This window comes from Shewanella sp. WE21, from assembly GCF_002966515.1.
In the GTDB taxonomy this organism is placed as follows: Bacteria; Pseudomonadota; Gammaproteobacteria; order Enterobacterales; family Shewanellaceae; genus Shewanella; species Shewanella oncorhynchi.
In genome coordinates this window covers 3,871,885-3,892,540 of sequence record NZ_CP023019.1, presented here as the reverse complement: position 1 = coordinate 3,892,540, position 20,656 = coordinate 3,871,885, and the positions used below count along the sequence as shown (strand labels likewise).

The following is a 20,656-nucleotide window of genomic DNA, read 5'->3' as shown; positions in this document are numbered from 1 at the left end:
AATCGTGTGAATAAATTCAGTTAAGATAAGCACTTGACGTAAGGTTATAAGATTAATGGTTAAGGTTAATTACCACGAACGCCCGCCGCTAAGGGCTTAAAACGGAAAATATAATAAGGTGGACTGTTTTCAGCTTTGCCATTGTTTAATGGTGCCGATAACGGTAATTGCGCAGCCCCAGAGTACAAATAACCTTGCTTGCCATAACTCACACCGTCGGGCCAAACCATACGTTCATCATGGACATATGTGCGATACTGGCGAGAATCAGCAGGGATCACACCAATGGCCCGCTCTCCCACTTCTGTTAGATACAAATTATTCGCTTCATCAATACTTAAGCCACCGTTGTCGGGTTTATCGGCATAAGCCTCCACTTTGGCAGAGAGTGCCGCAGGCGTTAACGAAGGATTGATGAGATCGGTCATCCGCACACGGTAAACTTTGTCTTTATTCATCGGGGCAAAGTAGAGCCATGTTTGGGTTTTATCTAAAGCAATACCATCGGCACCCACATAGACTTCAATCTGCTTTCTACCTTTTGAGTCCTTATCGATAATCAGTGGCCGCTGTAAATCTGGCATCACACTGTTATCACCCTGTAATAGGCGCCGACTTTTCCCTGTATTTAAGTCCACAACCACCAGCGCAGCCTTTTCACCAATGGGACCCGTGCCAATCCCCTCATCGGCAATCACAATCGCTTGATGTCGAGATGAGATAACAAAGTCATTATGTTGTGACTCAGGAAGAGAGACTGGCGCGGGCAAATGAATAATGCGATCTAATTGATTTTTCTTGGTATCCCATGCCACTAATTTAGGCTCAATACGTGGCGCCTGCTGGCCAGAGTCTAATAGCCACACTCTGTCTTGATCGTCGGTTCGCAGCCCCAACACCCAATTAAGGCAAGTGTCAGGTTCTTTCGCTTTACCCTGCGGATCATGGCATTGCTGCCAATCCGAATTAGGAAATGGCTTAGTACTACCATCCGCTAAAAGCTCTGCCACCTTAATGTTAGGTTGATAGAAAGGGTGATAACTGAAAATCAATCGCTCATCTGATGTGAAAGTAATACCGCCCACAGCCCCATCAAGTTCGGCAAAGACGTCCATTTTTGCCAGCGGCTCAGTCTGTGTCGCCCATGAGTGAGAACACAACAAACTGGTTGCCAGTAGAGTAAAAGCCTTTGATAACATTGGGTATGTAATGCGCGTAGATAATATGGTCATCTTCATTCCTCCTAACGTGGGCCAGCTAAAAGCGTTAAACTTGCTTCGCCTAATCTATGCTGCCAAAGATAGAATCCCACCAAAGCGGGTGTTGATCCCTTGTCTATCGGCAACTGCGCCACATCCAAAGCATGCACTGTCCATACATAACTGTGTTCACGTCCCTCTGGTGGACAAGGTCCAAAGAATCCAGGTTTACCTAAATCGGTATTAGCTTCAATGGCACCACTGGGTAGCGCTCCGCCATTCACACCACCTGCGAGAGTCGACACCTGTGCCGGAATGTCATACACAACACGGTGCCAAAAACCACTGCCAGTAGGCGCATCTTTGTCATATAAAGTGACAGCAAAGCTCTTGGTACCGGCAGGTACATTTTGCCAAGTTAAACGCGGCGCAATATTTTCGCCCGAACAACCAAATTGATTCCAATAATACTCAGGAGGAAACCTTGAATTATCAGCTAAATTACTTTCGAGACTAAACGCAGAGGCACTGTCGTCAGCCATAACGTAATTAATACTGGCGGCCAAAGCGACAGTCACTAAGAGAGTCTTTTTAAAAGAGGAGAAATAAGGCGATTTCATAATGTGCTGAACCCATTTTTGAACTGTCCTAGAACAGTCATTAACCATTGATTTGAGAATGTGGGTTAGCATATCAATCAAATTATGATTGATAAGGCGTATTTGGTTGATATGAGTTTCAAAAAATATTGGATAATCTCAACATGCTTCTCAGTTATTTTTAGGTTATGGTAGTTTCAGCAAAGATAATGCAAAAAAGTAACAACCAAACGACTAAGATATGTTCTTAACACAATAATATAACGAGGATTAGCTATGATTAAAGCGGCTTATCAACCTTGGTTTCCCGTGAGCAGAAACCTAAAGCCACATCCGAACCTGAGTTGCAGATTAGACCATTTATCTTTAACCATTCTGTGGCAGGAACTTGATAACGATGCATTCACAATGGAATTATATTTCCCAACGATATCTGGAATACAAGTAATTGATGAGTCAAGTTATCAAACCTTCTTAGATAACATAAGTGATAACTTTAGCGATATTCAACATCATGATAAATGCAATACGCCATTCCCTATTGATTCAGATTTAAATATCACGAATCAATCCAATGTCGATTATTTTTCTTTACCTTGGCCAATATGGAAGTCGGTAAAAAATGCACGCCGTCCTTATTATGGTGAATTAGGCGAACATATTTACCAAGACCTATACAGTTATTATATGGTGGGCGCCGATAGTGTCTACTTGATCGATACTGATGTAGAACCTACAGTCAATGTCTTATCTTGTTAACTATGAAGTTAATCGCTGTTAACCGAACAACTGCAGAATTAATCACAATGGGGTTAGTGAGCATATTGTTAATAATAACTACAATATGCTTTTTGCGTGAAATATCGCCAGCCAACACAACCGATTACATTTAAAGAGAGCAAGTTCAAAATAAGCAGATTGGCTAAATCCTCCGTTTTCATTACACTATCGGCCTTCTCATCTTCACCCAAGAATGACCAAACCATGCCTGATTTTGCCTTACTCGCTGTGTTTATCCCGACTTTTTTCTTTGTTTCTATCACGCCGGGCATGTGCATGACACTCGCCATGACCCTGGGCATGAGTATAGGTGTGCGCCGCACCCTGTGGATGATGCTGGGTGAACTGGTAGGCGTGGCGTTGGTGGCGACAGCCGCCGTGATGGGCGTGGCCAGTATCATGCTCAACTATCCCGAAGTCTTTCAAATCTTCAAATGGGTTGGCGGAATTTATTTAGGCTTTATCGGCGTACAGATGTGGCGCGCGCGCGGCAAGATGACCATATTAAGTGATGATGACACTAACCCCAGAGCCAGCAATGTTACCTTGATCTCTCAAGGCTTTATTACCGCCATTGCCAATCCAAAAGGTTGGGCATTTATGGTGTCGCTACTACCCCCTTTTATCAATGCCGAGCGCGACGTCGCGCCGCAGCTCCTCGCCTTACTGAGCATTATCATGGTGACCGAATTTACCTCTATGCTCGCCTACGCCAGTGGTGGCAAAAGCCTGCGCATCTTCTTGAGCCGTGGCGATAATATTCGCTGGTTAAACCGCATTGCAGGCAGCCTAATGATAGGCGTAGGAGTTTGGTTAGCCATGAGCTAACGGTTTGAACTAACCGCTTAAATGTAACCCGTTCTACCTAAAATGAGCCCAATAAAGTCCCGTTAACTCGGTCTTTATGAAGGCTCTTTTTTGTAGGGCAACACATCCTGCATCTGCACCATATATTGCTGCATTTGCAGTGTTTCTTGCTCAACAAAGTCCGTAATCGCCGCCTTAAATCCCAAATGGGCGATGTTATGGTAGGAATACATTGCTACGGGTTCAAAGCCACGCAGCACCTTATGTTCCCCCTGCGCGCCCGCATCAAACACTTGAAACTCATGTTCAATACAATATTGAATACCTTGATAATAACAGGCCTCAAAATGTAAACCGTCGAGCTCAACCGTCGTCCCCCAATAACGACCATATAAGCATTTCTGCCCTCGGGTATTCTCACCTTTTAAATACAAGGCACCAGCGACCATCTCGCCCTTTGCATCTTCGACCACCAAGAGTAGGACTTGCGCAGCGAGTTGCGCCCCCAACTGCTGAAAAAAGGTTGGCGTTAAATAGCCGCGATGACCAGAGCGCTTAAGGTAAGTTAATTGATAACACTGGATAAAAGTCTGCCATTGCGAAGCGGTGATCTGCTCCCCTTCGACAAACTGAAACTTAAGATTAAAAGGCTGTAACTGCGCCCGCTCCTTCAAGATATTTTTACGCTTACGGGAACTAAAGCCCGCCAGAAAATCATTAAAATCCCGATAACCGCGATTATGCCAATGGAACTGAGTGCCTAAGCGTTTTAACAGCGAATTTGGCAAACTTTCAAATAACGGCGTTTGTGTTGGGGTAACAAACAGGCTGTGCCATGAGGAAATCGGGGTATTGCCCTGCTCTGGCTCATTAAGAATAGCTTCCTTAGGTACGAGATTATCCCGCGCTGATATTAGTCGGCGATTCAATGTCATCAGCAGTAATGCCGCCACGCGCAGTTGCTCAGCGCGCTCCAATGCGGGATGAATGCCCATCCGTTGACCTTGCACTGGGGTAAAAGGGATCGCATTCACCCATTTGGGATAGTAATCGAGCCCATGGCGCTCATAGGCTTCGGCCCACGCCCAATCGAACACATACTCACCGTAGGAATGGGATTTTTGGTACAAGGGCATGACGGCAATAAGTGGGAACTGATTGAAGTGCTTAGCCGTTTGCACACTGATAAACCCTCCTTCAGCCAAAGGCGACAAGCTTTTATCCTTGCTGGCAACATCATTTAATGTGTCACCCGCATCGAACACGCATAAATGTCGAGGCGTCCAACCGGTTGCAGTGCAGGCGGAACGGCTTTGCTCAAGTGCCAACAGAAACTCATGGCGGCAAAAGGGATTCGCCTCACCCATGGCAGCATTCCACGCACTGGCCGAAATATCCGACATTGAGCTCGCAAAAGCCAAGATAAGCTGTCTCATTGGGTAAATTATCGTCCTTTACTGGTGTGAACAAGTATACGAGGTTGCAATTAAGCCTAATTCTCGGCACATTGCATAGCCATAATTAAAATAAATTCAGGATTGAGTATGCGTCCAACAAGACCTTTTAGACCTCTTATTCTCGCCATTGCGATGGCGCTTCCCTTACTATCATCTCCCAGTCTGCTTGCCGATGAATCGCCAATTTTCAGCCAGATGGCCACCGCACAACCTGTGTGGGCTAAGCATGGCATGGTCGCAAGCCAAGAAACTCTCGCCAGTCGCACCGGCGTTGAGATCCTAAAGCAAGGCGGTAATGCGGTTGACGCCGCCGTGGCTGTCGCCTTCAGTTTGGCAGTCACCTTACCCCGTGCTGGCAATATCGGCGGCGGCGGTTTTATGCTGGTGCATATTGCCAAAGAAAACAAAACCATCGCTATCGATTACCGTGAAATGGCGCCGTCTAAAGCCAAGAAAAACATTTTCCTCGACGAAAATGGCGACGCAGTTGAAAAACTAAGCCGCGAACACGGTCTTGCAGTGGGTGTGCCAGGTACAGTGATGGGCATGAGCTTAGCCCTTGAAAAATATGGTACTATGACTCTCGCCCAAGTTACTGCACCCGCGATTAAAATGGCGCAGGAAGGCATCAGCATCACGCCAGATCTTGCCCAATCCCTTGCAGGCCTAAAACGCCGCATGGCCCAATGGCCAACCACGGCCGCTATCTTCTACAAAGCCGACGGCAGTGACTATCAAGTGGATGATATTCTTAAACAACCTGAACTTGCCCATTCGTTAAGTCTTATCGCTGAAAAAGGTACCAAAGGATTCTACGAAGGTGAAACCGCCACTAAGCTCATCAATGCGGTGAAAGACGCTGGCGGCATTATGACCTTAGACGACCTTAAAAATTATAAGGTTGTGGAACGTGAACCCGTGCGCGGCGAGTATCGTGGCTACGAGGTAGTGTCTATGCCACCGCCATCATCGGGCGGCGTACACATCATCGAAATGCTCAACGTATTGCAGCAATTCCCGATAGACAAACTCGGCCACAATACCGCCCAGACGATTCATCTGATGGCAGAAACCATGAAGTACGCCTATAGCGATCGCAGCGAATACTTGGGCGATCCCGACTTTTATAAGGTGCCCGTCACAGCCTTAACCAGTAAGGACTACGCCCAAAAAATCGCCAGCCAAATTGCGGTGAATAAGGCAACACCGAGCGCTGAAATCAAGCCCGGCAAGCTCGCCCCCTATGAGAGCGATCAAACCACTCACTTCTCGGTAGTCGATAAATGGGGTAATGCAGTTTCAAATACTTACACCTTAAACTTCAGCTACGGCTCAGGTTTAGTGGCTAAGGGAACAGGGATTCTGCTCAATAACGAGATGGATGATTTCTCTGCCAAACCCGGCGTGCCAAACGGCTACGGTTTAGTAGGCGGTGATGCCAATGCGGTCGAGGGCAATAAGCGCCCACTCAGCTCAATGAGCCCAACAATAGTGATGAAGGATGGCAAACCCTTCCTCGTCACTGGCAGTCCAGGTGGTTCGCGCATTATCACCACCACACTGCAGATCATCATGAATGTTGTTGATCATGGATTGAATATCGCCGAAGCCAGTAATGCGGCGCGGGTTCACCATCAATGGCAACCCGATGAATTGCGAGTCGAGTCCAGCTTTAATCGCGATACCATTTCCCTGCTCGAAGCCAAAGGACACAAAGTGAAAGTACAATCCGCTATGGGCAGCACACAATCAATCATGGTGACCGAACAAGGAATTTTTGGTGCGTCTGATCCACGCCACTCCGGTAGCGAAGCCATCGGCTACTAGCATCTCCATGATACCGATTTTAGTGGAAAGGGATGAGTTAATGAGATAAGTGGAAGAGAAGATATGACCTATTCGATATAGGTCATAAACCCTGAGTAAAGCTTGTCCTTCCACTCAACGAATGCAAACTCTCGCTTAAAAAGCCCTGCTATACATCACTGTATAAGCAGGGCTTTTTATTATTTTTAATTACACCTTATCATGCTGATTTACATTAACTTTTAATTTGATGAAGCGACAGGTGAGTCATGAAGTATCTACTGAGACCTAACGCACTTATGTACAAAATCCATTGCTAAACTGTAATGTCAGTTATTGGGATCTTAGCGTTGGCTGGTATCCACTCATATAGGCTTGCCATGGCATTCACTCTCCGACTCGCAGCCAGTCCGTCCGTGGATGCTCGACCGCCCCGTCCATGGGGCGGACGGTCGTCTCGCTAATCACCATGGCTCACCTTTCGAGCATTCGCGTAACCTGTCTGTATGAAGGAGATACCCAGCACGCTTTTGGACAGAAATGTGTTGGAAAGTAGTGTTTGGAGTGCGGTAATTTCAGTTGTTAGAAGTTTAGCGTTTACGGGTATCCACTAGCACAGGCTTGCCATGGCATTCGCTCGTCGACTCGCAGCAAGTCCGTCCATGGGGCGGACGGTCGTCTCGCCAATCACCATGGCACACCTTTCGAGCATTCGCGTAATCTGTAGATTTAAAAGCGTTACGCAGCACGCTTTTGGACAGAATCGTTTTAGATTTTTAACTCTACTCGGTGAGTTACGGATTAAATTTTCTATGGTTTTATGTGCAGTTCAACTGCCGACTGCTGGCGCTATTTTGGGGAACCAAAATTCGTGACAGTACGAGGTTAATCGGAACGTGCTATTATAAATCAGTATAACGCGAAAGTTTAAGAAACTCTTCACCAACTTTATCGGAATACTGTTTAGCGATTTCCATAATTACAATACTATCTATTGATGGATTGAGTTGAAGTAAAGTACATGTTACCTGCATTAAACTAATTGCCGTTGCGTGTGCTGGATCTACCATACCTGAATTACTTTGGCCAACAACAAGTATATCTTCATTACATTCAGCAAGAGCTAATCGATTTCTCAAACCTTTAGAACCAGCGTGGATATTTTGACTTGCCCATTTATAGTAGGGCCTCATATGGTCTAAGCCAACATCCTTTTCAATAGAGCCAAAACCAACACGTTTAATCTGAGGGAATAAATACGCCGCCCAGCCATAATGGCCTGCATAACTTTTTCCATATTTACTAACGATATCGTCATAAGCTCGTTTTATGTTTTCTAGATCGCCGACTGTCGGACCTTTAGCTTGAAGTCTATCTTCATATTTATGGTGCTCATTCATTCCATCATAAGAATCGATTATATCGTGAAAATAAAAGCGTTCTGCACACTCTTGCCCGTGTTTAAAAATAAACATTATAGTTGCATTAAGCTCGTGCAAAGCTCTCCAACGTGAATGAGCGGCATCAGGAAAACCATTTTTCAATAGACACAAAATTTCATTTGCAATATGACAAGATCTAGCATGGTGACGTACTAATAAATCAAAAACTAAATCACATTTTTCAAAAGCTTGAGCACGATATTCCGAATTGATTTTTTCTCCTGCTTCGGTACAAATTGCAATATGAGTCTCCAACAAATCAAATCCAGATTGCCACCGTTGAATATTTCTATTAGCAAATGAACAATATTCATCCCGTCGCTTTGAAAGCATTTCATTTCTTGAATTTTCTAATGAGTCAGCAATAATCCTTGTGAACTCAGGGATTTTTTCTGATATTAATTTTTCAATATCGAGTTCTGCGGTTTGTTCTGGATTTTCAGCTATTAAATCTTCAATTAACTTATCAAACTGATCTTGAATAACTCTCATAACCATTCCTGATTTATAACGATCGTGACGTTGAATAGTCACCATTACACTAGTCACTCTGTAGCATTACCCAAATTGGGTCAACATGTTCGAACTAGATCGCTTAAGTATGTTTGGTTGCAATTCGCAATGGGGCAATAGCTTTTTAGCAGAACGGGCAGCGAGAGGGTTGGTTAGGATTGGCATTGTTGCAACAGTGACCGTTGGCGGCATGGATGCCGCCGTCGAGCCTATAGGGATATATTTACGACGAGTCACTGTTGCAACAATGACAATTCATGCTGCACTATTGACGACAAAGTTATCTTGCTTTGTGCATTAGCTTTTTAGCTAAACGAACAGCGAAAGGGTAAGTGAGGATTGGCATTGGTGTACCAGTGACCGTTGGCGATATGGATGTCGCCGTCGAGCCTATATGGATATATTTACGGCGAGTCACTGGGGAAACAATGACAATTCATGCAGCACAACTGACGATATAACTCACTAGCCTTTAGCCTTTAGCCTTTAGCCTTTAGCCTTTAGCCTTTAGCCTTTCAGTATTTAGAGTTGAAATGGCGAAAATCTAAGATTTAACCGCCGTTTCCGTATGAACCTTTTATATTCAGAACGGCTTTATTGCTCCCTACACTTTTATGCCATTCCAAAATCACTTTCACAAAGAGCACTATTTCACCGCCGATAGCTCGATAAATGCTGCGGTGTACATTTTTAGGTTCAGCATAAATTGCTTATGGGTGATGAACTCTTTTTCAGTATGGCCTGTGTATTCCACGCCCAGCATGGCTGGTGCTAAAACTTAAAGCAATGGGGAATAATTTACTGTTCGTTGAGCCGCCAATTGCAATGAGTTTAGGGTCGACTAAGCCAAGAAAACGTGCCTGAGACGCGATAATATCCTCGCCCAGTTTGCCATCATTTTTTGCTTAAAAGCCTGAAACAAAACATTTGTTACAAACTAAACACAAAATCGATGGAACCCCTAGTCCGATACATGTTAAACAGTCACATTAAGCTTAATTTAATGGTTTTAGCCGCACGTAGACTTCAATTTTTTCTTGAAATCCAAGGCCATCATCATGCAAACATCCATAACAATATCGACCTAACGGGGAACAAATAATGAAGGGACTAACCCTCAAACCGCAAGCACTCACGCTAAGTGCCATCGCTTTAGCCTTAACTTTGGGCGCTTGTAGCACACAACAACCCGATGCCAGTGTTCAAGCAAATGCGGCGCCAAATGCCGTGTCAGCACAAATTATCAGCCAGAATGCGACTAATCCATTCTTTAAACCCTATGATACTTTTATGGAAATTCCGGCCTTCGATAAAATCAAGCCTGAGCATTTCCTCCCCGCATTTAAAGCGGGAATCGCCCAACAACATGAACAAATTCAAGCAATTGTTGATAATAAAGCCAAACCCACCTTCGCCAATACGATTGAAGCCATGGAGTTTTCTGGCGATCTAGTGACGCGCGTTTCTAACGTCTTCTTTAACCTGACGGGCGCGGATACGAATGAAGCATTGCAAGCACTCTCGAAAGAAGTGTCGCCTATGTTATCGTCCGCCGAAGACGATATTTTGCTTAATGACAAACTGTTTCAAAAAGTTAAAGCTGTCCACGACGCAAAAGACAACCTGAAGCTCAGCACAGCCCAAGCCAAATTACTGGAAGATACCTATAAATCTTTCACCCGTGGCGGCGCGAACTTAAGCGAGCCAGATAAAACCAAACTGCGCGCGCTGAACGAAGAGATCGGCAAACTCAATTTAGCCTTTGGTGACAATCTATTAGCCGAAACCAATGCCTTCGAATTAGTGGTTGATAGTAAAGCCGATCTCGCGGGTTTACCCGCAGATGTGATTGCCACTGCCTTTGAAACCGCAAAAAAACGTGGCCACGAAGGCAAGTGGGTATTTACCACGTCTCGCCCTTCTATTACGCCTTTTTTGACCTATGCCGATAATCGTCAGTTACGTGAAAAGCTCTACAAAGGCTATATCGAGCGCGGTAACAACAATAACGCCAACGATAACAAGATTATCCTCGCTAAGATTGCTGCCCTGCGTGCTGAACGTGCTCAACTGATGGGCTATAAAACCCATGCGGATTTCGTGTTAGAAGAACGCACAGCTAAAACACCAGAAAACGTCTACGGTTTACTCAATAAAGTATGGCCAGCGGCATTGGCCCAAGCCAAAAACGAAGTGGCTGATATGCAAGCCATGATTGACGCTCAAGGTGGCAATTTTAAGCTGCAAGCGTGGGACTGGGATTACTACGCCGACAAGATCCGTGTCGATAAGTACAGCTTTAACGAGCAACAAACTCGCCCGTATTTCTCCCTCGACAGTACATTAAAAGGCGTGTTCTACACGGCTAACCGTTTGTACGGTTTGACCTTTAAAGAACGTACCGACTTACCCAAATACAATGCAGAAGTCCGTACTTGGGAAGTTTACGATAAAGACGGCAAACTGATGGCCATCTTTATGGGTGACTATTTCACCCGTGACAGTAAACGTGGCGGCGCTTGGATGAACTCCTTCCGCAAGCAATACAATATGAATGGCGTTGATTCTAAACCTATTATTGTCAACGTATTAAACTACCCTCGACCAGCGGGTAATGAGCCAGCGTTGCTGACTTTCGATGAAGCCAGCACACTATTCCACGAATTTGGCCACGCACTACACGGCATGTTATCGAACGTCGAATATCGCTCACAGGGCGGCACCGCCGTACCTCGCGATTACGTTGAGTTCCCATCGCAAGTGAATGAAAACTGGATGACTCAGCCAGAGGTGTTAGCCCAATTTGCCAAGCACTACAAAACCGGTGAAGTGATCCCGCAGGAGCTAGTGAAGAAAATCCAAGCGGCCAGCAAGTTCAACCAAGGTTTTTCTACCGTTGAATACATGGCGGCCACTAAACTCGATTTAGATTGGCACACACTGACCGACACTAGGCCAATGGATGCGGCCAAGTTTGAGGCGGACTCGTTAGCGGCAATGGGACTGATTGAAGAAATTAGCCCACGCTATCGCAGCACTTACTTCTCGCATATTTTCGCAGGCGGTTATTCAGCAGGCTACTACAGCTACCTCTGGTCGGATATTTTAGGTGCGGATGCTTTCGAAGCCTTTAAAGAAAACGGCATTTTCGACAAGGCCACAGCGGACTCCTTCCGTAACAATATCCTTTCGAAAGGCGGCAGTGATGATCCTATGCTGATGTATAAAAAATTCCGAGGTAAAGAAGCCGGTATCGAGCCGCTACTGCGTAGCCGCGGATTACTGGCTGAATAGCATCAAAAATAACGGTTTGCTAAAGGTAAGATCAACAACGGGAGCCTAAGCTCCCGTTGTTTTATGCTATTACCCGTAGTAACTCATTTGTCACTCGAACAGAACTCAGGTAACGCCTTATTTTTACTGTACAAAATAACTAGTGATCTTAGCTTTTCCATAAATACATCTATATGTACTACGTTTTGCGCTAAGCCTTGGGACTCAATATGCCGTCTCAGAATATCAATACTTGCAACTAAAGATTTTTCGTCCAATGCCAGTAGTGCACCTTTTAGCCGATGCAAATAACCAAGAAAGCGCTTACCGTCATTCGCGTCCAATGCATCAAGCAAGCCTTGTTCGTCACTGTTCCAGCCAGCAACAAACAGCGCTTGCATATCAATAAGTGTCACTGTCGATAATGATTTCATACTTATTTCTTGACTATCCGACATCACCTTTCCAAGAACGTGTTCAAGAGCTCTATTCAATCTCTCGATGGTAATGGGCTTATGTAACACCTCAGCAATACCTGCAGCTTTAATTTGAGTAATACCATTAATATCTGCCGTACTGACAATCACGGGTGTATTAATTCCTTTAGCTCGTATTGCTTTAAGAAATTCAAATCCATCCATCTGCGGCATGCCAAGATCAGTCACTATAATGTCATAAGGCTTGGTCGAGCAGTATTCTAAAGCCTGTTGCCCATCCCCTACGCTATCAACGTAATGATAACCAAGTGCGGCAAGTTGATGCTCAAGTAAGGTTCGGTTAAGCGGATCATCTTCAGCAATTAATACCTTGGCATAATGATGAATTTCTGATCTTTGTTGGCGAACAGTTAAGGGTTCAAGAACTTCATCATGCTTACCACATGCAGCCAAAATAAGTTTGAACATTGATGTCGAGAATGAGGTTACACATAGATCTTGGTTTCGACGTTCAGGGTATAGAGGGCCGTCGCTGGATAGGATCACAGTATCAAGATACGTATATAAGATATCTCGCCATGGCTCTGATATTGCTATCCCTGAAGTTGCAAAGACAACTACAGCGTTTGTCCTTGGTGCGGGCAAAGGCTTTAACAAGCTTGCTTCAATGATTTCAACATCGGGGATCCAGCATTTAAATTGCTCTATCAGATTAAACTGCCAAAGTGGTGAATCACATACAATTACGACAGTGCTAAAACGATATTTATCTGCAAATTGGGAACGGTTTTCGTATGAAAGGTTATGACGTAAAGGCACATTGATCGTAAATATAGACCCCTCTCCCTCCTCACTATCAACTGTAATATTGCCCCCCATTAACGTCATGATCCGTCGACATAAAGTCAACCCTAACCCTGTGCCACCAAAACGACTGTTAATAGATCTGTCTGCTTGTACGAAAGGTTCAAATACTTTGTTGATATGTGCGTGCGAGATACCAATTCCTGTATCGCTAACAGAAATGCGCACCCAGCGGATATCATCCCTAACTTCACCAGGAATAGCCCTGATAGTAATAGACCCCTCCTCAGTAAATTTTCGAGCATTACTCACTAGGTTCATCAATACTTGGGATAATCTGTGCCCATCTCCACTCCAAGTGCCTGTAAGTTCAGGATCAATTAGGCAGAAAAAGCGCAAATTCTTGTCCAGAATCACAGGTGCAAAAGTCTGTGCACAGCGTTCAACCAGCTCAATAAGTTGAAATGGCTCAGGATGCAATTGTAATTCCTGAGCTTCTATCTTAGACAAGTCCAAGATATCGTTGATCAAAGCCAATAACGCATCAAATGCACGGTTAATTGTCGAAACTCGCGCCTTTTGTTCTAGCGTTAAGGGCTCTAACGCTAACAACTCCAAATTACCCAATGCACCGTGCAAAGGTGTACGAATTTCATGGCTCATCATCGCGATGAACATCGACTTGGCCTGATTAGCTTGGTCAGCCATCTCACGCGCTTGCTCTAACAAACGGACCGTGGTCTTCTGAGCACTAATATCGGTCAAGCTAAACAAGATGACTTCGCGTTGTTGGTAACGAATATGAGAATAAGCCACAGATATTTCCCGTTGCTCGCCACATGCACTTAGCACTGATGCTTCTGTTATCTGCACCTCATGGACGTTTGACTGCACTTCGGATTGATTTTTATGGCGATTCAACTGTGCTTTAACTAATATTTCTCTATAAAAATTCACACATTCTGAGGGTAAAAGTAAGCATTCGGCAGCTTCGTTTTGCATAACCACTTTATTGCTAAAAGGATCATAAATGCTCAAACCTACTGGTGCAGTATTCAGCACGGCATGATTGAATGCATCACTTTCATATACAAGACGCGACTGTATTCGTAGTGGCGCAAGTATTAAACGGTCGAGCAAAAGAATAAAGCCCCACAGGATCCCCAGCACTAAAAATGTCAGTATAATTAATGTGATTAGTTTACTTTTTAGTGCATGAAAAATTGTAAACCAGTCAAATACATAGACTGCAATCCAGTTTGGTCCTTGGATAAATTGTGACACGAAAAACATGCCATCACGATAAGTTATATCTCGGCGCAAAGCCGTATTTTGTAATAATCCAGGATATTCCAAGATATATTTCGCCCATTGACTCTCACTTGAGCTGTAATTGTCTACACCGAATATATGCTTACGATCACTGGAGACAACAAAAAAACCTGTCTCATGAGTCGAACTCTGAAAGAGCATAGAGAATTTACTGATAGGAACGTTTACGACAATAACAGCGATAAGCTTACCATCACAATAAACCGGGGCGGCATAATTTGTAGTTAATTCATCAGTAATAGGCGATTTATAAAAGGGTACCCAGAACATTCTCTCATCATATAATTTATTCACATTGGTGGTTGCTATCACAGCATCGACCCTAGTTACAGCATCATTGATAAATTTATTAATGCCAACTTCCTTCACATTATTCAATTTAGTTAATGCCAATGGTGGCCACAATGCTAGCAATCGATGATCAGATGAATATATATAACCGCCAAGGTAATGCCCATTTTCTCGCTGACGTAACAAAGGTGTTGGCGACACCTCACGCATTAAGCCTAAAAAATCAGCCAGTTCATGCTCAGTTACGATATGACTAGATGAAGATAAGATCATCGCAGGGGTAGCGGTTACATCAGTATCGGTAACTATGACACCATTTTTTTTTAGTAACTCTTGACGATAACGCAACACGGGTAAATTTTCCCCATCACGTAAGCGCCACAACATCTCATAAAATTCAACCCTTTGTTTCAAACGAGCCTGGGTTCTATCAAGATTTTCCTTGATGATACCTCGCTGAATTTGAAACAAATGTACACGTTCGTCTAAAAAACGTTCAGATAATATTGTAATTTCTACAACTGATATAGTAAGCACAATTAAACTGATAGCTAATCCACCACTAAATAATAACCAACGGGAATAACGTCCGGGTAAGTCAGGATCAGAGAGCGGAGTGCATTTCAAATATTTGCATAATAAATTTCGTAGATTGAATTGAGAAGATTTCATTTAGGCGGACCACTGAGAAGATGTTCAGAATAGTTTGTTAAATATATTCACCAATTCTATATCATTACTTGCGCCTAATTTTTGCATCGCTTTTTTCTTCTGAGTGCTTATCGTTTTAATACTACGATCCGTATGTTGTGCAATATCAGTAACTGACATACCACGCACAAACATTCGAACAACTTCAAGTTCCCTCGCCGTCAGTTGCGAAATCGATAACGTTGGGCTTGAGAGATGATTTGACATCATGTGTTTCACTAACGCTTTTGATGTTAGGGGGTCAATATATTTTTCGCCTTGTAGAACACGAGTAATCACTGTCGGTAAAATAGAAATATCATCACTCGATTTACTTAAGAAACCACAAACACCAATCTGCATCGCTTGCTGCATAATAACTAAATCATCATGTGCAGTTAGCAAAATAATTTTTATACTTGGATATAATCTATGAATACGTCTAAGTAATAGTAAACCATCTGGCTCATCATCATTTTCAAAGGAATAATCACAAATCAAAACATCGCAAGGATCATTAGCGATTGATTCAAAAAGTGCTCGAATGGAAGTCACTGTCCTAACTAGACTAAAATTTTTAAATTCATTTATTATTTTACCAATCCCCATCACAACAACAGGGTGATCGTCAGCCACTATAATATTAACTTTAGACAAGTATCCGTGACTAAAGGGCATGTATAAACTCCAAATACGTTAATTGATAATAAGTAGTAAAACATCTAACCGTTACACATCAAACATGTTAAATTATTGTTCAAAAACCAGAGGCTATAATATATAGCTATAAACTTAGAGATGTGGAATGAAAAAGGAATTAACAGAAGGAGCTTAATTATGAAACACTTAATTTCATAAGGTATTATATTTCATAATTTCTCTTGATAGCAATAGCAACTCATGTGACTTAAATCAAAATTTTACATTTTATAGATTATAATACCCACATAAATTATGCGCTTAAATTCATATTTAAAAATATCACTAGTCATGACACTATAACTAGTTGTAAAAAATTTTATTCATTCTTTATAATTGCTCACGCAATTAATTGCATATGATTTTTAATATTAATAACTACCTTCTATAACTAGGGTTTTATCAGAGTAACCTATAAAAGGTTACTCTGACTCAAACCCCAAATATATCACTATTTTTCCTACTCAAACTGATTTACTTAACCTGTGAACAAGGAGTGTTTAAGCGCTCAAACTTAGTAGGCTTATCCTCTTTATTATGTAATTCAAGAGCATAGTTAATTTTGCATTGTTGGGCTGATGATTCACCCCACTTAATCATCAAGGTGCCGCTGTTATCTAAACCGCGTGCAAGTACACGACCACCTTGTCCAACGATGCCAACAATATTGCCATTATCGGCAATAACTTCACTACCAAAGGGAACACTTATGTCTTGACTAAACTCCAAATCGATGAGGACAACTCTTCCTTTATTAGCAGTTTCAAATTTAGCAATCACCACCGCGCCAGTACTTGGAGTGACTTGTTCACTGGTTGATTTCAGCTCAATTTCGGTCGACATATTGTGTGGATCTATATCTATTTGATTACGACGATAGGGATCTAAGTACGGCATAATGGCATAACCGTCGTCATCTATCGCTACACTTGGGTATGAGGAAAGGGAAGCACCAACAGCATCAGGTGCTTCAATTATCCCGAAAGTATCGCTTACTTGCTGTCCAAAGGTAACGCCACCAGCATGAGCAACCACAGCACCTCTTGCCCCCAAAGAGACTTGATGATAACCAGAACTGTAACCCAAAGATCCATTAAGAGTACCGTGAGATCCATGTACGTTTCCGTAAAAGTCTACAGAAGGATTATGATTACGCTCTTCTTTGGAAATGCTTGATCCCCAGTTATATTGATTGTTTTTTCCAGAGGTACCATTAATTGCGGTACGAATACTATTATTCTCATTCGAGAAATTAACGTTCGATGTTGCACTGACACTCGCGCCTAATGGAATAGATAGCGTAGCGTAAATTTGATCAGAATCAGAACCATATTCATCCGATGTGCGCATTGCTGCAATAGAATAGTTAAAATACCGCGTGCTACTGGAGAAACCAACTTGAAACTGAGTCGTAGAATGAGAGTTATCCCAATAATCCTGCGTTCCACCAGTGAAATACATAGATCCTATACTGCCCAATGATTGATTCAACGTAACTTGGATGCTACTACGCTGACGTTTTGGCATCATCCAATAACCTTGATCAAACGAGCTATAAAATAATCCATTTATAGTGTCATCAAAATCAAACGGATTATTTTCTACTTGGTGTTCATCATTCGCAACTGCCATTGCATCTTGTAGATTATAATAACCGTTGGTGGAATAACGATATGCAGCAACAGAAACTGAACTCCCCATTTTTGGCAACGATTTACTAAAAGACAAGCGCACACTTTGACCGCTAGACGTTTTATTATCTGCTATTTTCTCATGTGTAGGCACTTCTGTAGAGGCATGGGCAATATCTAAACCGAACGCACCAATACCTGTATTCATGGCCACCCCCACTAAGGGTGAAAAGTAACCGTCGGCAGCTAATACACCAGTGTAGGCAGTAAACAAATTACTCAAGCCGTGCTCATAGGTCAGTTGACCTACAATGGGTTTATCATTACTACTATAAAAGCCACTACGATATTGTCCAATTGCCGCACTATATCTACGAGCACCAGGGCGTAACATGCGCACAACTGCTGAATATGGAACTGAAAAAGTTCGGCTCTGGCCATTAGCCTCAGTCACTATGACTTCAAGATCGCCGCCATAACCTGAAGGATATAGATCGTCAATTTCAAATGGACCTGGTGCCACAGTGGATTCATATATAGTGTATCCGGCTTGACGAATAGTCACTTTAGCATTGCTATTAGCAACGCCACGCACTATCGGCGCATAGCCTATTTGTGAATCTGGCAACATACGTTCATCGCTTGCTAACTGAATCCCACGTAATGAGAAGGTATCAAATATATTTCCACTGGTAGAAGAATCACCTAATGTTAACTGTGAGCTAAAAGGCACAATATCACGCTGAGCATAAAGTGCTCGATTCTCCCAGTTACGGTTATCATCATTCCAATCTAATGACGATTTCGATCTTAAACGCCAGTCCCCTAAATTCACTCCACCGTCTAGGCTTAAAAAGTGTTGAGTACCAAATTGTTGTGCGGAACTGTAATAGCTGGTGTAGCCATAATTAAGCATGCCAGCCGTTACACCGCGATCCCATTCTGATGGATCAACATATCCCCGCACATTTCGCCTTAAGCTCAACTGAGGTATGCTCAGATCTAAACGAAGTTCACTAGGATCAAAAAGTACAGATGCTGAGGGAATATTCGTTTGAAGGTCAACACAAGCATGCTTATCTTTGATATCAACATCTTGTAGTTGGAGTGTGTCAATGCCAAAACGGTCAAGCAATTCAATACTCAAACATGGTTCAGCATTTTGCATTCCAGGCCTAACCTTAAACAAAACTTCCTCGCGCCCCACAGCAACTTCATTAAGATAAATATCGCTCAAGTAACGCCCAGGTAATATGCTATTACCTTTAGAAAATCGGCTAAGATCAGCAGAATCTGTTCCTCCTTGAAGAAAAGAGGCATCGAACTCTTCTTCAGCATGTACTCCCTGAGCAACAACTAAATATAAAGTAACTAGAACTGAATAAGGAATAAGACAGCATCGTTCGCTCGCATTGTTGCGACTATTACGTGAGGGTGATTTAGTCATCATGTGAATCCGATTCGAAATAAAAGGGTATGCATCACTTATTTACAATAGTGACAGCACTACTTCCTTGTATATTGTTAAACCAATTTAATTAGTTACTTGACAAGTGAATATGAATGCTCTCGTATTGCACCATAATCATCGATAGATTTAAATTTAACTTCTTTTGTTTCATTCGATATGGCATTAACAGGTATATTTAACTTACCACCTGGAGCAACCATTCCATCACCAACAATATGAGCATGACTACCCGTCGATAATGCAACCTCACTCATAGAGACATGATAAGAGCTTGGGTTTGTGCATTCTAAAACCCAACTGGCATCTCCTTTAATCAAATTCCAAACTAATTGTTGAGGCGCTTCAACTTGAGTGCCTTTAATATCATTAGGCCGAAAAAATACTTTAATTCGAGTTCTCAAAGCAACTTGTATAATATTTTTATCGGAAGATGTATCCGCTTTAGGTGGAATTTCCTGCACATTGAGATAAAAAACAGATTCATGTTCCTTCGGAAAAGTATCTCCTGTATATATTAGCCTTAAGGTTTGCCCTTTATTAGAGTCAATCCGTGAAATTGGTGGCATAAGAATAAAGGGAGATTTAATTAAACTCGAAGATGTGTCTAAGTCACCATCATCAATCCAAGATTGCACTACTAAGGGTTGCTGGCCTGCATTAGTTAACTTAACATTTGCCTCACCTTCGCTCTCTTCATAAACCACACGGGTATTACTAAGTACGATCGAGGCATTCGCAGAAGAGGCAATAACACCTCCCATGATCAATACACTCATTGCCAAGTAATGCACTAAAAACGGTTTCATATCACGTTCTCTAGATGGGGGTTAAAGGGGAGGATGACCTCCCCCTTCGTACAAGCCTAACTTACTGGTATACGATACTGTAAGTTACAGCGCTATTTGCAGTACCTGGTGTAGCAGCATTTGTTGCGTAGTAACCTACTTGGTAGGACAACACTGCGCCACCAGCGTCAAGAGGTGTGCCAGTTACCGTACTGTTATCGCCAATCTTGATAGGTGAACTGTCACTGTTGCGCAATTGTAGTTGAACGTTTTCTGCAACACCGGCAGTGCCCGCGCCAATTAAATTCAGACGACCACTCACTAAGTCTGTATTTGGACCCGCTTCAAAGCCTGCTTTTACTGTCGACGCAGCAGAACAGCTACTCAGAGTAATATTAAAAGGCTTGAATCCAGCAGTTTCGCCTTGTGCTGCAAGTGCGTGAGTACTTGCTGTATCCAAAGTCACAGCCACATCCCCATTAGCTCCACTACCTTTTACTGTGCAAGTCGTGCCAGTAATTTCACCAGTGATATTAATGTTGCCATCCGCAGCAAACACTGTGCTGGTAAGTAAACTCGAAGCAGCAACAATCCCAGTTAATGCGAAAGAGTAAATTTTATTTTTCATAGTAATGTTCCA

At 42.9% G+C, this 20,656-nt stretch carries 13 protein-coding genes and 1 pseudogene; 4 read left to right on the top strand and 10 right to left on the bottom strand.

The features are described from left to right. Window positions 1-65 precede the first annotated feature (65 nt). Window positions 66-1,232, bottom strand: a complete 1,167-nt coding sequence (locus CKQ84_RS17255; RefSeq protein WP_254053115.1) for a major royal jelly family protein — start codon at window positions 1,230-1,232, stop codon at window positions 66-68. 11 nt (window positions 1,233-1,243) lie between these two features. After that, on the bottom strand, window positions 1,244-1,819 hold the full coding sequence (locus CKQ84_RS17250; RefSeq protein ID WP_105252179.1) for a YbhB/YbcL family Raf kinase inhibitor-like protein: 576 nt from the start codon (window positions 1,817-1,819) through the stop codon (window positions 1,244-1,246). A 255-nt stretch (window positions 1,820-2,074) separates the two neighbouring features. On the opposite strand from CKQ84_RS17250, the gene CKQ84_RS17245 reads away from it, so the two are divergent. Then, a complete protein-coding gene (locus CKQ84_RS17245; RefSeq protein ID WP_105252178.1) occupies window positions 2,075-2,557 on the top strand; it encodes a hypothetical protein in 483 nt (160 codons plus the stop codon). Window positions 2,558-2,782: 225 nt separating this feature from the next. Further along, on the top strand, window positions 2,783-3,406 hold the full coding sequence (locus CKQ84_RS17240; RefSeq protein WP_105252177.1) for a LysE family translocator: 624 nt from the start codon (window positions 2,783-2,785) through the stop codon (window positions 3,404-3,406). A 74-nt stretch (window positions 3,407-3,480) separates the two neighbouring features. Here the strand turns inward: CKQ84_RS17240 and CKQ84_RS17235 are convergent, their stop codons facing one another. Further along, entirely contained in the window at window positions 3,481-4,821 is a 1,341-nt protein-coding gene (locus tag CKQ84_RS17235) for a GNAT family N-acetyltransferase (RefSeq protein ID WP_105252176.1), read from the bottom strand. A gap of 108 nt (window positions 4,822-4,929) precedes the next feature. Between CKQ84_RS17235 and ggt the strand changes: the two genes are divergently transcribed. Next, on the top strand, window positions 4,930-6,669 hold the full coding sequence (gene ggt, locus CKQ84_RS17230) for a gamma-glutamyltransferase (RefSeq protein ID WP_105252175.1): 1,740 nt from the start codon (window positions 4,930-4,932) through the stop codon (window positions 6,667-6,669). A gap of 881 nt (window positions 6,670-7,550) precedes the next feature. Here the strand turns inward: ggt and CKQ84_RS17225 are convergent. After that, entirely contained in the window at window positions 7,551-8,582 is a 1,032-nt protein-coding gene (locus CKQ84_RS17225) for a DUF5677 domain-containing protein (protein WP_105252174.1), read from the bottom strand. A 667-nt stretch (window positions 8,583-9,249) separates the two neighbouring features. Further along, a pseudogene (locus tag CKQ84_RS17215) lies at window positions 9,250-9,451 on the bottom strand (hypothetical protein); the annotation flags it as partial. Between the two features lie 253 nt (window positions 9,452-9,704). Here CKQ84_RS17215 and CKQ84_RS17210 point away from each other — a divergent pair. Further along, window positions 9,705-11,897: a M3 family metallopeptidase gene (locus tag CKQ84_RS17210; protein WP_105252173.1), complete on the top strand. Its 2,193-nt coding sequence runs from the start codon at window positions 9,705-9,707 to the stop codon at window positions 11,895-11,897. 83 nt (window positions 11,898-11,980) lie between these two features. Here CKQ84_RS17210 and CKQ84_RS17205 read toward each other — a convergent pair whose 3' ends face one another. From CKQ84_RS17205 to CKQ84_RS17185, 5 genes are all read right to left on the bottom strand, one after another. Then, on the bottom strand, window positions 11,981-15,412 hold the full coding sequence (locus tag CKQ84_RS17205) for a hybrid sensor histidine kinase/response regulator (protein WP_105252172.1): 3,432 nt from the start codon (window positions 15,410-15,412) through the stop codon (window positions 11,981-11,983). Between the two features lie 24 nt (window positions 15,413-15,436). Next, entirely contained in the window at window positions 15,437-16,108 is a 672-nt protein-coding gene (locus tag CKQ84_RS17200) for a response regulator transcription factor (RefSeq protein ID WP_105252171.1), read from the bottom strand. A 495-nt stretch (window positions 16,109-16,603) separates the two neighbouring features. After that, the gene (locus CKQ84_RS17195; protein WP_105252170.1) at window positions 16,604-19,210 is read right to left on the bottom strand and encodes a fimbria/pilus outer membrane usher protein; all 2,607 of its coding nucleotides are present in this window, start codon (window positions 19,208-19,210) and stop codon (window positions 16,604-16,606) included. A gap of 92 nt (window positions 19,211-19,302) precedes the next feature. Then, the gene (locus CKQ84_RS17190; protein ID WP_105252169.1) at window positions 19,303-20,037 is read right to left on the bottom strand and encodes a molecular chaperone; all 735 of its coding nucleotides are present in this window, start codon (window positions 20,035-20,037) and stop codon (window positions 19,303-19,305) included. A gap of 61 nt (window positions 20,038-20,098) precedes the next feature. Then, window positions 20,099-20,644, bottom strand: coding sequence for a fimbrial protein (locus CKQ84_RS17185; protein WP_105252168.1), 546 nt, complete (start codon window positions 20,642-20,644; stop codon window positions 20,099-20,101). Window positions 20,645-20,656: the final 12 nt, after the last annotated feature.